Here is a 15,093-nt window from a genome sequence, read left to right on the forward strand (position 1 = left end):
CGCGGGCGTGCCGCGTCGATGAGGTCATTCTGCTTGGCGTTCGGGTCGAACAAGCCCACCCGCGTGGAGTAGAAACGCAACGTCAACCAGCGTTGAGGTCGCGCATGCGGGCGACGGCGCCATCGCGTCCGGTCACGTTCAGCTTGCGGTAAATGTTCTTCAGATGCCACTTCACGGTGTCGAGCGATACATCCATCACGCGCGCGATTTTCTTGTTCGGGAGCGCGAGGGCAAGGAGATTCAGCACTTCGGCTTCGCGCTCGCTCAACAACTCGGTACATGCGTGCGCGCCGCTCGCCTCGGCGGCAACCGGCGCGCCGGGCTTCGCGGCATCGAGCAAACGCTGGGCGTAGAAGGCGAGCACCGGATCGAAGTCCGCATCCGACAACACGCTGCCGAGCACCGCGCGCAGATCGCCGGGACCGTCGAGCGCGCTGCGCATCGAGCCGAGACGATGCCCCACGCGCAACGCTTCGACGGCATGCTCGCGGGCAGTCTTGCCGTTGCATCGTCCCTGCTCGGCAATGGCCAGTTGCAGACGCAAACCCGCCACGCGGCACCAGCGCCCGCCCGCCTCGGACAGCGCGACGAGCGGCTTGAGACGCGCCACCGCGCCATCGAAATCGTTCTGATGCAGACACATCGCGATGCGCGCGAGATCGGCGAACACGCCGATCTCCCACGCCGTGCTGTGCACCGTGCCCGAGTAACGCGCCGCGAGCGCTTCCAGCCGCGACAGCGCGGTATCGGCTTCATCGACGCGGCCTTCTTCGAGCAGCCAGCGCGAACGCCAGTGCAGCGCGCCCGCCAGCAGCCGGTCGACCTGACGGCGCACCGCGTAGTGTTCGAGACGCGTCAGGCAATCGAGTGCTTCGCCGCGTCTGCCCGCGAGCCAGTGAGCATGAGCCAGCACGGTCAGGGCGCGCAGGACGGTATCGGGAATCGACACGCGTTCGAGCAGATCGATGCGATTTTCCAGCAACGCCCGCGCGGCCTCGACATCGTTGAGTTCGTAGAGCGCCTCGCCCAAGAGCGCCGCCGACATGCACGCGATGCCGAGATACGCCGCGCCCTGCTGCTCGGCTTCGGTCAGCACGTCGCGAAGCACGCGTTCGGCGAGCAGCACGTGTCCTTCGGCGGCGTGCGTCATGCCGCCCATGCAGCGCCCGAGCAGGATGCCGCGCGGCGCGCCCGCGCGCGATGTCCCTTCTTCCAGCACCTTGCGCGCTTCGGCGTATTCGCCGCGATGAATGAACATCCACGAGAGGATGTTGCTGCGCCCCGCGCGCGTGAAGGCATCGGCGTCGGGCGGCACGCGCTGTAATTCCGGCAGCAAGGCGGCGACGGAATCGGCATCGTCGCGCTGCAAGGCCAGCCCGCCGCGCAGCACGGCCAGCGCGTAGCGCTCACGCGGGCCGGATCGTTCGCTGTGCAAGGCAATGTGTTCGATGCCGTGCAGCAACGCGCCGGTGTCGCCAGCATACATATGCAGATAGGTCTGCATGACGAGCAGATCGAAGCGCGCGCTCACCTGTTCGCGCGGCAGACGGCGCATGAGGCTCGCGAGTTGCCGCAATTCGCCGCGCGCCAGCAGCGTGGGCGCGAAGCCCTCCACCATGTCGGCGGCGGCGTTCGTGTTGCCCGCCAGCACCGCGTGATGCACCGCCTCGTCCATGTGGCCGTGCGTGTCGAACCAGTGCCAGGCAGCCGAATGCAGTTCATGTTGCGCGTCCACCGGCAGCCGCGCGATCCGGCTCAACAGCACGCCGCGCAGCAGCGGATTCAATCGATACCACGCGTGTCCGTCACGCTCGCCCGCGACCTGCGAGACGAACAGATTGTCCGCTTCGAGGCGCACGAGTTGCGCGGCGATATCGTCGATGAATCCGTTCGTCTGACTCAGCAAAGCGGCACAGAAGCGGTCGCAGAGCGCCGCGTGTGTCAGCAAGAGCAGATCGGCGTCATCGAGGCGAGCAAGCACTTCGCGCTCGAAGTAGCCCGCGAAAATCGTGGAGTCGAACACGCTGGCGGGCGTGAACGAGGCGCCCTGTCTGCTCTTGAATTCCGTCGCCAGCAAATGAAGGCCGGTGGCCCAGCCGTCGGCGAGTTCGTGCAGAACGCGGGCGTCGCGTTTGCCGATGCGGCCCAGTTGCTCGCTCAGAAAGCGTTCCGATTCCTCAGCCGAAAACCGCAGGTCGCGTTGATCGAACGCCGTGGCCTGACCTTGCGCGCGCAACCGCCCGAGCGACAGCGGCAACGGCCTGCGCGATGTCACCGCGAGATGGAATTGCGGCGGCGCGTAGTCGATCAGCCAGCGCAACGCGTCCGTAATGCGCGAGTCCTTGAGATGGTGCGCATCGTCGAGCATCAGGACGAGTTCGCGCGGGTGGCCCGCCAGGCCGCGCACGAGGGCGATCACCCACAGTTCCACGGCGGGTTCATGGTCACGCGCGAGAAGCCGTTGCGCTTCGCGGACGATGGACGCATCCACCATGGCGAGGCTTGCCAGCAGATTGCCGAAGAACGTGCGAACGTCGTCGTCCGCGGTGCCGAGGGAGAGCCACGCCACGTCGAAATCGAGCGTCAGCAAAGCCTGCCGCCAGGCCATGAGCGTGCTCGTTTTCGCGCTTCCGGCCGGACCCTGAATGGTGACGCAACGCTGCCGGCGCGCGTCGAGCAAACGCGGCATCAAGGCGGTTCGCGGCATCAACTGACGCGCGCCGCGTGGCGGCAAGCGCGTGTGCGCCGCGCGCGCGGACGACTCGGAAAATTCGACTGCGGGTTCGCCAAGGTCGGACATGCGGGACTCTGAAAGCGTGGACCGGAATGCGTCACCGATTGTAGGACCCGGTCGATGCCTTTCGATCACTGCTTAGGCCCACCCACCCGATTCGGGTGGGTAGGCCGCCAAACCACCCCACCCTAAGCTACCAGCACATATACCCGCCGTCCGCCACGACGATGGAACCGGTCATGAGGCTCGCGGCATCGCTCGCCAGAAAAAGGATGACCGAGGCGATCTCGTCCACGCGTCCCAGCCGGTTCATGGGCGTGCCGCCGACCCAGTATTGGCGCATGCGCGGGTCCATCGACACGTTGCGGACCAGATCGGTATCGATGTAGGTCGGCGCGACCGCGTTTACCCGCACGCCGCGCGCGCCCCATTCCGCCGCCAGCGAGCGCGTCAGATGATGCACCGCCGCCTTCGACGCGTTGTAGTTCACCTGCTCCTGCGGCCGCGTCGCGATGAAACCGGCCATCGAGCCGACGTTTACGATCGCGCCGCCGCCGCGTTCCAGCATCGACCAGCCGAAGGCGCGGCAGCAGCGGAACAGGCCGTTGAGATTGACGTCGACGACCTTGTTCCACACCTCGTCGGACATGGTTTCGGCGGGCACGTTGGAAATGGCGATGCCCGCGTTGTTCACCAACACATCCACCGGGCCGATGCGCGCGGTAATGTCGTCATGGATGCGTTGCGGTGCGAGCGGGTCGGTGACGTCGAACTGCACGCTGTGGGCATCGATGCCTGCGCCGGTCATCTCGCGCACGGCGGCATCGAGCGCGTCGGCGTCGAGATCGGTGAGCACCACGCGCGCGCCTGCTTCGGCGAGTGCCTGCGCCGTCGCGAAACCGATGCCGCGCGCCGCGCCCGTCACGACCGCCGTCTTGCCATCGAGCCTGAATTTGTCGAGATACATGAATGGGCCTTTGGGTTCAACTCAGCACGATGCCGCCGCACACGTTGAGCGATTGCCCCGTGACGAAAGCCGACGCATCGGACGCGAAGAAACACACGGGACCGGCCACATCCTCCGGTTGCCCGAGCCGCGCGAGCGCCGTCTTGTTGATCCACTGTTGCGCGATGACCGGATCTTCCAGATTCGTGCGCCCCATATCCGTCACGATGATCCCCGGACACACCGCGTTCGCCGTGATGCCGAACGTCCCGACCTCCTGCGCGAGCACGCGCGTGAAGCCCATCACCGCCGCCTTCGAGGCCGAGTAATGCGCCTGCAACGGCGCGCCGTGCTTGCCGCCAATCGACGCGATATTCACGATGCGCCCATAACGCCGCGCTTTCATGTGCGGCAGCAACGCCTGAATCACGAGGAACGTGCCTTTCGCGTTGACGTCGAGCACGGCGTCCCATTCGTTTTCCGCGAGTTCATCGACGGCGCGCGCGATCAGAATGCCTGCGTTGTTCACGACCGCATCGACCTGTCCGGCCTGTTCGATTGCCGACGCCACCATGTCGTTCACCTGTTTTTTGTCGCTCACATCGGCAACCAACGCGAACGCGCGCCGCGACTTGCCGCGAATCTCCTCCGCGACCGCTTCGAGTGCTTCGCGCTGACGCTCGATATCGTTGATGACCACATCGAAACCTTCATCGGCCAATCCCAATGCAAGCGCCCGTCCGATGCCCCGGCTCGCGCCCGTCACCAGCGCGACGCGTCCGTTCGATTCCTTGCTCATAGCGTCTCCTTGTTTTTAGCGGAAGAAGCGAATCTCGCCGCGCAGCACCGCAAGCCCGACCGCCGCCACCATCACGATGCCGCGCACGATGTTCTGCAGATAAAACGGCGCACCGACGAGATTCAGCCCGTTATCCAGCATGCCGATGATGACCACGCCGACGAGCGTGCCCTGAATGGTCGCGCGGCCCGGCTTGAACGCGGTCATGCCGAGAAACACGGCGGTCAGGCTGTCCATGAGATAGGCGTCGCCCGCACCGGACTGGCCGGTGCCCAGCCGTGCGGTCAGCATCACGCCGCCGAGTGCCGCGCCCGCCGCCGAGAGCACCAGCGCCGTCACGCGCGCCCGGTTCACCTTGATGCCCGACAGACGCGCCGCCTGAATGTTCGCGCCCGTCGCGATCACGCTGCGGCCCAGACGCGTGCGGTTCAGCAGCACGTAGAACACCAGCACCGTCACCAGCGCGATGACGATAGGCATCGGCACGATGCCGAACACGCGGCCCTTGGCGATGGCGTAGAAGCTGTCGGGCATCGTCGCGTAGATGGAGTCGCCGCCGGTGTACGCGTAGTTCACGCCGAGCGCGATTGGGCCCATCGCCAGCGTGGCGATCAGCGACGGAATGCGCAGCAGCGTCACCAGCATGCCGTTGAGCAAGCCGATCACGACGCCGGATGCCAGCGCCACCGCGATCGCCACCGGCACCGACTGATGCGCCAGCACCAGCATGCCGGCCACGAGCACGCCCGCGAGACTCGCCGCCTGCCCAATGGACAGATCGAACTCGCCGCTCGCCACCGCAACGGTCAGGCCCGAAGACACGACCATCAGCACGGAAATCTGCACGAGCACGTTGCTCAAGTTGTCGATCGACACGAAGCGGTCGCTGCACAGCGCGAACGCAATGAAGATGATGACCGCCGCCGCGACCGTGCCCCAGCGGCTGGCCAGTTGACTGAAGTCGAAGCGATGCGCGCGCGTGGCGTGTTCGTCGGGTGTCTTGGCGGCCAAGGTGTGTCCTTTGGAAGTCATGTCAGTTCACCTCCAGCAAGAGTCTTGCTTCGGAGAAATCGTTGCGGCCGAGGCATTCGCCCACTGCGCCATCCGCGATGCAGTAAATGCGATCGCACAGTTTCAGCATTTCCTCGAACTCCGCGCTTGCGATCAGCACGCTCGCGCCCGCCTTCACCAGGTCGTGAATCAGCGCGTAGATTTCGGCCTTGCTGCCGACATCCACGCCTTCGGTCGGATTGTCGAGCAGCAACAAGGGCTGCTTCGCGGAGCCGCTTCGTCCCATGCGAATGAGCCATCGGCCGAACGAGACTTTTTGCTGATTGCCGCCCGACAGTTGCAGCACGTCCTGCCCGATACCGCTGCATTTGATGCCGAGTTGCGCCACCGTGTCGCGCGCCAGCGTGCGCGTGAGCGTCTGCTGCATGAAGCCGCTGCGGCTGCTCGTCTGTCCGAGCGCACCGGTCATCAAATTTTCTTCGACGGTCAGGCCCGGGAACAGCGCCTTGCGCAAGCGTTCGTCCGCGACGAGATACACGCCGCGCGCGATGGCATCGGCGACATCGCGCGGAAAACCCCGCTCGCCGTTCACGATGCATTCGCCTTGCGTCTTCACCGTCGCCGATCCGGCCAGCGCTTCCAGCACGCCGGTCTGCCCCGCGCCCATCACGCCCGCGATACCGACGATCTCGCCCGCATGCACCACAAGCTCCGGCACATCCAGCGCACCGATGCGCGCGCCGCGAATCCGCGTCATCACGTTGTCCTGCGACGCCGACGACGCCCATTGCTGATTCTCGATGCGCCGTCCGACCATGAGATGCACGACTTCCTGCAAGCTCGTGTCGGCGACCGGACCGTCATGCACTTTCGCGCCGTCCTTGAGCACGGCCACGCGGTCGCATTGCTCGAAGATTTCGTTGAGATGGTGCGATATAAAAAGAATCGACAGACCATGCGCTTTCAAATCGCGTAGGAAAGCGAATAATTTTCGGCTTTCGTTGAGCGTGAGCGAGGCCGTGGGTTCATCGAGAATAAGGATGGCCGGTTCGCTCACCAACGCTTTGAGGATGTCGAGAATCTTGTTCTCGCCGAGCGTCAACTCGCCGCATTCGCGATCCAGATCGATATCGATGCCAAAGCGCTGCGCGAAGCGGCTCGCCTCGGCCCGCAGCGCGCGCGTGCGGATGAATCCGCCGCCCAGCGGTTCGCGCCCGAGCATGATGTTCTCGGCGGCGGTCAGCGTCGAAATCACCGCGATCTGCTGATGCGCCACCGCGATGCCCGCCGCCAGCGCATCGCCGACGCTGCGCACATTGACCGGCTTGCCGTCGATGGACAGCGAGCCCGCGTCCGCTTGCTGCGCCCCGCAGATGATCTTCACGAGCGTCGACTTGCCCGCGCCGTTCGCACCGACCAGCGCGAGCATTTCGCCGCCGTACAGGTCGAGATCGACGCCGCGCAGCGCCGGATTGCCGTGGAAGCGTTTCTCCACGCCACGCGCGCTCAGACGCGGGACGCCGCCCGCCGGATTGTCGTTCATGTGTCTTGTCTCCTGACACTTGCATGCCGCAACGCCGGGCCACACAGCGTGGCACCGGCGCGTCCGTCATTACATGCCCGCCACCGCGCGGTCGCGATAGATGTAGTACAGGTCTTTCGCGTTATAGGTCGGCTCGCCCGGCGCGGGAATGTTCACGCCGCGCACCAGCAGCGGCGCGGGAAATTCCACGGTCGGCACCGGAACGAGTTTCTTCGCGTTGCCGCCCTTCGCCACGATCTCGTTGATGAGCCAGCCCGTGTACGCGCCCCACACTTCGAACGCCTGCGCGGTCGTCGCGATCAGCGGATAGTTCGGCTGGCGCATGCGTTCGAGCGCCGTCGGGTGTCCGTCATGACCGATCACCATGATCTTGTCCTGCATGCCACGCGACATGACCACTTCGGCGGCGGCCATCGCGGGTTCGTCCCACGGGCACCAGATCACGTCGAGATCGCGGCCATACGTGGTGAGCCAGTCGTTGACCGTGTTCTGCGTCGCTTCGAAAAAGCCGGAATACTGGATCACGCGCTCGTTCTTGAGCGAGATCCATTCGTTCTCCGTCAACGCCGTTTTCATCACCTTGCCGCGCTTGCGGGTGCCGTGGTGGAAGTTGGCGATCACCGCGCACATGTTGGCCTTGGTCTTGCCTTCGGCGAGCAGCGTGTCGATCATGAATTGCGAGGTCTGCGCGCTCATCGCGTAGTTGTTGCTGGTGATGTCGGCAATCGCGGGCGCCTGCCAGCCGGAGTCGAGACTGAAGAACGGAATCTTCGATGTCGTCAAATGGTCGAGCGCGCTCTTGGCTGCCGTGAGCGTGCCGTAGAGCACGAGGATCGCATCGGACTTGGCGGTGATGGCGTCCTCGATCTGGCTGACGAGCTGGCCCGGATCGCCCTTCGCGTCGGTCTGCTTGATCTGCCAGGTCTTGTCGAGGCCGGACTTCTTGAGCCATTGCTGAAAGCCGTTCCATGAACGCTGATCGGACTGCGCGGACATTTGCTGGGCGACCACTGCGACCTTCAGCGGCTTGCCCTTCGCGGCGGGCGCGGCGGTTTGCGCATGTGCGTTCGTTGCGCCGAACAACATCTGCGCGAACTGCGTGCCGCCCACGGCGAGCGCCATGCCGAGCATCTTGCGACGGGAAAATTCGGGGTCCTGGCTAGTGCTGTCTTCCATGCTGTGTCTCCTTTGTACTGGACTACGTGTTATTCAGCGAAAGATCGTGCTTTTTGCGTGAGTCAATCGAAAAGTGCCGCCACTTTCTGCGCCTGATCCCAGTGCGGCATGTGTCCTGCCTGAGGCACGAAATACACGGGCGTGCCGGGTCCCGCGCGGCTTGCGTGATGCCACGGAATGATGTGATCGTCGAGTCCCCAGATGATGCGCACGGGTGCTTTGATGCTTGCGAGGTCGCCGCTCAAGTCGATCTGCTGACGCCCCCCGCTCACGATGTTTTCTGCAAGTGCCAATAGCGCGCCGCGCGTGCGAATCTGGTTCGCCATCTGATCCAGTTGGGTGGCCGACAAGAGCGGCGGGTTGAGCGCGGCGCGTCGTAAAAGATGCATGAGGCCGCCGCCCTGCCGCACGTTCGCCATGCCATCGATGAAATCGCCGTCTATCTCGGAGCCGAGACCAGCGGGCGCGATCAGCGTCACACTGCGCGCTTTCACGCCGGACGATGCGGCCACTTTCGCGGCAACCGCCGCGCCCAGCGAATGCCCGGCGAGATCGAATTCGCCGATGTTCAGTTCGCGGATCAATGCGGTGATGGCATCGGCCATGACGGTGATATCGGTACTGTCGAACGCGGTCGCGCCATGCGAAGGCAGATCGGGCGCGATGACATGCCGTCCACGCCGTTGAAGCTGACTGGCGAGCGCGGACCACACGAGGCCATCGCCGCCGAAGCCGTGCAGCAGGACGAGCGGTGCGCCCTTCGCATCGGCACCACGCCATTCGCGATACGCGATGCGTCCGCGCGCCACGTTGCGGTACTGCACGCCTTCTACGTTTGCAGGTTCACCGCGCCCTTCGACATCGTGCGTTTCGATGCGTCCACGCCGCCCGGTGCCTTCGATATCGCTCAACGTGATGCCGTTCTGCCGCGCGACTCTTCGTGCAGCGGGCGTGGCGCGCAGACGTGTGGAATCGCTTGCCGGTGCTTTCGCAACGCGTTCGACGGAAAGGGTGATTTCTTCCTTCTCTTCCGGCGCAGCGCTGCTTTCCTCGCCAATCGCATCGTATTCCGCGAGCGGTGCGCCCACGTCCACGTCCTCACCGACATCCGCGAGAATGCTGCGCAACACGCCATCAAAAACCGCGGGCATTTCCACGACCGTCTTGTCCGTCTCGATCTCGACGAGCGTTTCGCCGCGCGTGAACGCATCGCCCGGTTTCTTGAACCATTCGACCACGCGGCCCTGTTCCATCGTTTCGCCCAAACGCGGCAGCAACAAGGACTTGCTCATGCGGGCACCATGCTGAAAATCGTATCGACGATGAGTTGCGCCGTCGGAATACTCGCGCTTTCAAGCGCTGGCGACACGGAAATCGGCACGTCCTCGCCCGCGATGCGCAGCACCGGGTCTTCCAAAAAATCGAAGCATTCCTCGGAGATGCGCGCCGCCACTTCCGACGCAACGCCGCACGTCGAAGCCGACTCCGTGACCACGACCGCGCGCCCCGTCCGGTTCACCGACGCCACGACCGTTTCCATGTCGAGCGGATTGAGCGTGCGCAGATCGATCACTTCCACTTCGATACCGTTCTGCGCCAGCGTTTCCGCCGCTTCCAGCGCGACGTGAACCATGCGCGAATAGGTGACCAAGGTGACATCGTTGCCGTTGCGGCGCACCGCAGCCTTTCCCCACGGCGCAATGGGCGTGGTCAGGTCCGCGTCTTCCTTGCGTGCATAAAGCGCCTTATGCTCGATGAACACCACCGGGTCCGGCAGCGTCAGCGCATGACGCAACAAATGATAGGCATCCGAAGCAGTCGCAGGCATGACGAGCCGCAAGCCCGGCGTATGCATGACCATCGCTTCGAGACTCTGCGAATGCTGCGCGCCCGCCGAACGCCCGGTGCCGCCTTGCGTGCGCAGGATCATCGGCACACCAATTTGACCGCCAAACATATAGCGAATCTTCGCGGCCTGATTGCCGACCTGATCCATCGTCATGCCGAGAAAATCGACGTACATGAGTTCCGCGACGGGACGCAAACCTGTCATGGCCGCGCCCACCGCCGCGCCGATGATGGCCGGCTCGCTGATCGGCGTATCGATCAACCGTCCCGCGCCGAACTCTTTGATGAGGTCCTTCGTCACGCCATACGCGCCGCCGTAGACGCCGACTTCCTCGCCGATCACGACCACGGTTTCATCGGCCTGCATCGCATCGCGCAAGGCCTGGCGCAGCGCATCGCGATAAGTGATTCTGGTCAGGCTCATCGTGTCAGCTCCTTGCGAGCACGCGTTCGAGACGCGCGCGGACGGATTCCGGTTTCGGTTCGCCAACGCCATAAACATCTTCGAACATGGTGTCGAACGCGGGCGCGGCGGCCTTTTCGGTGAAATCGATGGCCTCGCTCATCTCGCGGGCAATCTCCGTATCCAGCGCGTCGATGTCCTTCGCCGCGGACTGGCCGCGTTCGATCAGCTTCGAGCGTGCACGCAAGATCGGATCGCGCTTGCGGCCCGTTTCTTCTTCTTCGGGCGTGCGGTAAGGACTCTTGTCCATGCGGCCATGCCCGAAGAAGCGGAAGCACGACACCGCCATGAACGCGGGCTTGCCTTCGCGCGCGCCCGACACCAGATCTTCGGCCACGGCGAGCACTTCTTCGACATCCTCACCATCGACCATGCCGGTACGCAACCCGAACGCGGCGGCGCGCTGATCGAAGGCGATCGAACGTGTGGCCTTGTCGATGCGTGTGCCCATGCCATATTGATTGTTGATGCACACGAACAGCACCGGCAAATCCCACAGCGCGGCCATGTTCATGCTTTCGTAGAGAATGCCTTGCTGCATCGCGCCATCGCCGAAGAACGCGACGGACACGGCATCTTTCTTCAGCACCTTGTAGCTCAGACCCGCGCCGACCACATGCGAGATGCCGCCGCCGACGATCGCGTTCGCGCCGAGATGCCCGAGCGCCATGTCGGCGATATGCATCGAGCCGCCCTTGCCACGGCAATAGCCTTCCGCCTTGCCGCCGATCTCGGCCATCATGCGGTTCGGCTCCGCGCCGCGCGCCAGAAAAATGCCGTGCCCGCGATGATGCGTCGTGAAGCTGTCCTGCGGCTGCAACGCACCGACCACACCGGCCGCCGCGCCTTCTTCGCCGATGGACAGATGCAACATGGAGCCCGCCGACAACTCACGCGCATAGAGTTCCGCGACGTGTTCCTCGAACGTGCGGATGCGGCGCATCGTTCGATACAGTTCCAGCAATGAAGACTTGGGTGGAGAAAGCATGATCTCGACTCTGAGTAAGGGTTTTGACCGAAATTACGTCGGGGAAGACGGCCGCTGCGAGAAGCCTCTCAACGCCGGATAGAGTTTCTGATACCTTTCGAATATTTCGTCATACTGAACGGCTTCGGCGTGACGAGGTTCGATCCGGCGGCCCGGCTTCACCATCGCTTCGATGCCTTCGTCGATGCTGCCGAAATGGCCCATGCCGGTGGCCGCGAGAATGGCCGAGCCGAGCGACGGCGCTTCGCTCGCCTTCGGCACGCTGACCGGCAATCCGGCGATATCCGCATGCAGTTGCAGCCACAGTTCGGACGCCACCACGCCGCCGCCAATGGTAATTTCCGTCGCCGGAAAACCCGCCTGCGCCATGCGCTCGAAGATCGCGCGCGAGCCGAAGCAAATGCCTTCGATCACCGCGCGAAACAAATGAGGCATGCCGTGCGCCAGCGTCAGCCCGACGAACGCGCCGCGCGAGAGTGCATCGACATAAGGCGTGCGGTTGCCTTGAAAATGATCGAGCGAGAGCAGGCCGTCGCAGCCGGGCGCGATCTTGCGCGCTTCGTCGTTGAGCGCGGCCAGATCGAGATTGCCGCCCGCCAGCCGCCGCAGCCAGTTGACGATGGAACCGGTCGACGTCTGCCCGCCTTCGATGATGTGCCGCTTCGGATAAACCGCATCCGCATACGTGCCCCACAGACCTTTGGCCGAAGCCGAGCGGTCCGACACGCCGAACATGAGATGCGACGACCCGGTGATAAGCGCGACCTGCCCCGGCTTCGCCACGCCAATGCCGATCATGCCGATGAGCGCATCCGCGCCGCCCTGCACGACCTTCACGCTTGGCGGCAGACCGAGATGTTCGGCGGCGCGCGCGGTCAACGTGCCGACGACTTCGCCCGGCGCAATCACCGCATCGGGCCATTTATCCAGCAAGGAATCGAGCTTCAGCGCGGCCAGCAAACTCTTGGCGTAACCGCCGCGTTCGGTCGAATAGTGCCAGCGGATCGACACGTTATCGAGGCTGGCGCAGCGCCGTCCCGTCAACCGTAGATTCATGAAGTCCTGGTATTCGCAGATGGTCGCCGCGCGCTCGTAGACCTCGGGTTCATGACGCGCGATCCATAGCGCTTTGGGGATCATCCATTCCGCTGAAACCGGGCCTTCGCCCGCGCCGTTGACGACGAGCGCGGGATCGTTCGTGGCGAGCACGTCGGCGGCTTCGGCTTCCGCGCGCACATCCATCCAGATGATGGCGGGACGCAGCGCGTGGCCGTCTGCATCGAGCGCGACGACGCTGCAACTCGTCGTCGCGAGCGCCATTGCGTCGACGTCCGAAGACGCGATGCGCGCTTCGCTCACGGCCTGCCGCACGGCGAGCGCCATCGCGCTCCACCAGTCCTCGGGATTCTGCTCGGCGCGCGCGCCAGCCGAGAACTGCGTGACATACGGATGCGCCGCCGAGCCAAGACACGCGCCCGACAAATCGAACACACGTGCACGAATGCTTTCCGTTCCGCCATCGACTCCAATGACGTAGCTCATGCTGTCTCCTGTACGTTCTGCACATTCTGCACATTTGTCGTCTGTGGCGACATTTGTGATGAGTTTGATTTTCGGGGATGCCTTTGTCAAGATGGTGAACGTAGACAAAGGGGAAACACCTAAAATGCTCGAGTTGAATCTTGCGCACGAATCCGACGACGCACTGATCGTCCGAGCGGCATGGATGTATTACGTTGGCGGTTTGAATCAGGAACAGACGGCTTCGCGGCTCGGGCTGCATCGCAGCCGCGTGAACCGGCTGTTGTCGGAGGCGCGCGATCGTGGTCTCATCAGCGTGACGATCAATCACGAGTCCGCGCGGGACATCGAGATCGAACAGGCCATCGCGCGAAACTTCGGTTTGGACTTCTGCATTGCGACGCCCGCGCTCGGTTTCGCCGATGGCCCCGTGGACCCGAAAGCGGACCGCATTCGCGCGTCGATCAGCCGGCGTGCGGTCGGCGCGGCGGGCGCGAGTTTCCTGAAGGGCAAGTTGTCGGAAGGGCCGATCACCATCGGCGTGAGTTGGGGACGCACGATCGAACAGGTGGCAACGCAACTCGCGGGCGTGCGCAATCCGGAAGCGCGCTTCGTGTCCTTGCTGGGGTCGCTCAAGCGCAATTCGACATCTAATCCGTTCGAAGTCGTGCAGTTTTTCGCGGCGCGCACGGGTGGCGAAGTGCATTTTCTGCCGGTGCCGTTCATCGCCAATTCAATGGCGGACGTGAAGGTGTTCCTGCAGCAACGAATTGTGCAGGACGCCATACAACTTGCGCGCGATGCCGATCTCTATCTCATCAGCGTCGGGGAACTTGAAGAAACGTCGGTATTGCGCACGCAGGACATCATGACGTCCGATGAGATGCGTAATATCAAGGAAAGCGGCGCGGTCTGCGATTCGCTCGGCAAGCTGTTCGATATCGAAGGCAATGAAGTCAATCATCCGCTGAGTCATCGCACGGTGGCGATTGCAACGGACGATTTGCGCGGGCGCAATGTCGTGTTGCTCGCGGGCGGTTTGGAGAAGGTGCGTGCGACGATTGCACTGTTGCGCAGTGGTATCGTGAAAGGCCTGATTATCGATGGCGATACGGCGATGGCGCTCGCGCAATCGCTTCAGCTTCTGGAAAAACCGCCGGGACGGGAGTAATGGATACCACGCTGCACGCGCTGCTCGACGAGGTTTGGCGTCTCTTGATATCCGGCGCCGACCCCACCGGCGCACGCTCGCCCTATACGATGATGCAACTCGCGACCATCGGTGTCGATGGTTTGCCGAAGGTGCGGACCGTCGTCATGCGCCGCGCTTTCAAAGAGCGCTCCGTCCTGAGTTTCCACACGGATGTGCGTTCGGAAAAGGTCTGCGAGATCGAACATGAACCGCACGTTGCGATTCATGTCGGCGATTGGAATGCGGGCATTCAGATCCGGCTGGAAGGTGTGGCGCGGCCTGTCGAAGATAGTGAGGAAAGGCTCGGTGTATGGGACGCGAGCCGCCCGCATAGCTTGGATATCTATCGCACATCGATACCGCCCGGCACGACGATTGACGATCCTTCGACAAGGCCTCCGGCAACGAACGGGTTCGAGAACTTTTGTTTGATCGATGTTCACGTTCGCTGCATCGACTTTCTCGATGTTTCAGACGTCGTGCAACGCCGCGCGCAGTTTTCCCGCAGGCGTGACGCATGGCATGGCCATTGGGTCACGCCCTGACTTCAGGATTACTTGGCAACGGTCTGCGGCATGTTCGCGTTCTCGGACATGGTCTGGTCCGGCGCTTCGTGCGACCGATCCATGTTCTTGCTGAGATTGCCCGGCACACGGTTCCAGGGGCTCGACACCGGTTCGCTGTGATAGGTCATGCCGGACGTCGCCGCGCCATGCGCACCGCCGCTGCCATTGCCGCCATTGCCATTACCGCCCGCGAAGGCCGGCATCGAAACGAGCGCACACACGGCTATTGCCGACATGCAGGTCTTTCGGACATACGACGCATTGTTGGTCATTTCAAGCTCCTGAAGGTGTGGGGAGTGCTATCGA

Annotated in this window: 13 protein-coding genes; 2 read left to right on the plus strand and 11 right to left on the minus strand. The window is 63.6% G+C overall.

Translation table 11 applies throughout. The features are described from left to right. Positions 1 to 82 precede the first annotated feature (82 nt). The 10 genes from ACZCWR_RS32990 to ACZCWR_RS33035 all read right to left on the minus strand — a co-directional run bounded on the left by ACZCWR_RS32990 (position 83) and on the right by ACZCWR_RS33035 (position 13,050). Positions 83 to 2,800 (minus strand): LuxR C-terminal-related transcriptional regulator, encoded by a 2,718-nt coding sequence (locus ACZCWR_RS32990; RefSeq protein ID WP_487306279.1) that lies wholly within the window; start codon positions 2,798 to 2,800, stop codon positions 83 to 85. 127 nt (positions 2,801 to 2,927) lie between these two features. After that, positions 2,928 to 3,701 (minus strand): SDR family NAD(P)-dependent oxidoreductase, encoded by a 774-nt coding sequence (locus ACZCWR_RS32995; protein ID WP_487306280.1) that lies wholly within the window; start codon positions 3,699 to 3,701, stop codon positions 2,928 to 2,930. A 16-nt stretch (positions 3,702 to 3,717) separates the two neighbouring features. Further along, entirely contained in the window at positions 3,718 to 4,479 is a 762-nt protein-coding gene (locus ACZCWR_RS33000; RefSeq protein ID WP_487306281.1) for an SDR family NAD(P)-dependent oxidoreductase, read from the minus strand. Positions 4,480 to 4,494: 15 nt separating this feature from the next. Beyond that, entirely contained in the window at positions 4,495 to 5,511 is a 1,017-nt protein-coding gene (locus ACZCWR_RS33005; RefSeq protein WP_487306282.1) for an ABC transporter permease, read from the minus strand. A 1-nt stretch (position 5,512) separates the two neighbouring features. Beyond that, entirely contained in the window at positions 5,513 to 7,033 is a 1,521-nt protein-coding gene (locus tag ACZCWR_RS33010) for a sugar ABC transporter ATP-binding protein (protein WP_487306283.1), read from the minus strand. A gap of 69 nt (positions 7,034 to 7,102) precedes the next feature. Further along, positions 7,103 to 8,209: a sugar ABC transporter substrate-binding protein gene (locus tag ACZCWR_RS33015; RefSeq protein WP_487306284.1), complete on the minus strand. Its 1,107-nt coding sequence runs from the start codon at positions 8,207 to 8,209 to the stop codon at positions 7,103 to 7,105. A 62-nt stretch (positions 8,210 to 8,271) separates the two neighbouring features. Then, entirely contained in the window at positions 8,272 to 9,501 is a 1,230-nt protein-coding gene (locus ACZCWR_RS33020) for an acetoin dehydrogenase dihydrolipoyllysine-residue acetyltransferase subunit (protein WP_487306285.1), read from the minus strand. Next, positions 9,498 to 10,481, minus strand: a complete 984-nt coding sequence (locus ACZCWR_RS33025; RefSeq protein WP_487306286.1) for an alpha-ketoacid dehydrogenase subunit beta — start codon at positions 10,479 to 10,481, stop codon at positions 9,498 to 9,500. The genes ACZCWR_RS33020 and ACZCWR_RS33025 overlap by 4 nt, the downstream gene beginning before the upstream one ends. A gap of 4 nt (positions 10,482 to 10,485) precedes the next feature. Beyond that, positions 10,486 to 11,508, minus strand: coding sequence for a thiamine pyrophosphate-dependent dehydrogenase E1 component subunit alpha (locus ACZCWR_RS33030; protein WP_487306287.1), 1,023 nt, complete (start codon positions 11,506 to 11,508; stop codon positions 10,486 to 10,488). 33 nt (positions 11,509 to 11,541) lie between these two features. After that, positions 11,542 to 13,050, minus strand: a complete 1,509-nt coding sequence (locus ACZCWR_RS33035) for an FGGY-family carbohydrate kinase (protein WP_487306288.1) — start codon at positions 13,048 to 13,050, stop codon at positions 11,542 to 11,544. Positions 13,051 to 13,174: 124 nt separating this feature from the next. On the opposite strand from ACZCWR_RS33035, the gene ACZCWR_RS33040 reads away from it, so the two are divergent. Together ACZCWR_RS33040 and ACZCWR_RS33045 are read left to right on the plus strand one after the other, a co-directional pair. After that, positions 13,175 to 14,200, plus strand: a complete 1,026-nt coding sequence (locus ACZCWR_RS33040) for a sugar-binding transcriptional regulator (RefSeq protein ID WP_487306289.1) — start codon at positions 13,175 to 13,177, stop codon at positions 14,198 to 14,200. Further along, positions 14,200 to 14,766: a pyridoxamine 5'-phosphate oxidase family protein gene (locus tag ACZCWR_RS33045; protein ID WP_487306290.1), complete on the plus strand. Its 567-nt coding sequence runs from the start codon at positions 14,200 to 14,202 to the stop codon at positions 14,764 to 14,766. Before ACZCWR_RS33040 ends, ACZCWR_RS33045 begins: the two co-directional genes overlap by 1 nt. Before the next feature lie 8 nt (positions 14,767 to 14,774). Here ACZCWR_RS33045 and ACZCWR_RS33050 read toward each other — a convergent pair whose 3' ends face one another. Further along, on the minus strand, positions 14,775 to 15,059 hold the full coding sequence (locus tag ACZCWR_RS33050) for a hypothetical protein (protein ID WP_487306291.1): 285 nt from the start codon (positions 15,057 to 15,059) through the stop codon (positions 14,775 to 14,777). Positions 15,060 to 15,093 lie beyond the last annotated feature (34 nt).

The sequence above is a fragment of the Caballeronia sp. A2-2 genome, from assembly GCF_057612605.2.